Source organism: Bacillus sp. LB7, assembly GCF_030449715.1.
Lineage (GTDB): Bacteria > Bacillota > Bacilli > Bacillales > Bacillaceae > Bacillus > Bacillus paralicheniformis.
Map to the genome: position 1 here is coordinate 1 of NZ_JASGCA010000056.1, position 673 is coordinate 673.

Here is a 673-nt window from a genome sequence, read left to right on the forward strand (position 1 = left end):
TTCTGAATGGTTCGCCTTATGTACTACTTCTACTGGCCAGACCTCAAAGGCCTTCGCCTTACTTTCGTTTCCTTTGCTTGACCTCCTCACCTGTGAAAGGATCGATGTATTCCATCATCGTTATTTGCTCTGCGACGATATCATCTTGTATTTGATTTCGTATATATTCTTCTATCACCTTTTTGTTTCTTCCTACTGTATCTACATAATATCCAGTACACCAAAATTTCCGATTCCCATATCTGTATTTTAAATTTGCGTGTCGATCAAATATCATTAAACTGCTTTTACCTTTTAAATATCCCACAAATGCCGATACGCTTATCTTTGGCGGTATGCTCACTAACATATGAATATGATCTTTACACGCTGTTGCTTCGATAATTTCGACACCTTTCCTTTCACATAAGGTTCGAAGTATTTCTCCAATATCTTTTTTGATTTTTCCATAAATGACTTGCCTTCTATACTTCGGGGCAAATACGATGTGATACTTACAATTCCATGTTGTGTGTGCTAAACTGTTAGTGTCTTTTGACATAAAAAACTCCTCCGTATGTTGATATTTTGGTTGGCGAACCAAAAATATTTTAGCACCCGGGGGAGTTTTCTTAATACAACGCTGAAAGCTTTTTGGAACCCTAGGCCTAGCCTAGGGTTTTCTTTTTCACAA

At 37.4% G+C, this 673-nt stretch carries 1 protein-coding gene; it reads right to left on the reverse strand.

Translation table 11 applies throughout. The features are described 5' to 3' along the window. Positions 1-58: 58 nt before the first annotated feature. Positions 59-541 carry an IS200/IS605 family transposase gene (gene tnpA, locus QMZ64_RS23025; protein WP_165428596.1) on the reverse strand — a complete coding sequence of 161 codons (483 nt, stop codon included), beginning with the start codon at positions 539-541 and terminating at the stop codon, positions 59-61. Between the last annotated feature and the right edge of the window lie 132 nt (positions 542-673).

Bases quoted from the DNA above. Each gene is read 5' to 3' on its own strand.
- tnpA (WP_165428596.1), bottom strand. From the start codon at position 541: ATGTCAAAAGACACTAACAGTTTAGCACACACAACATGGAATTGTAAG.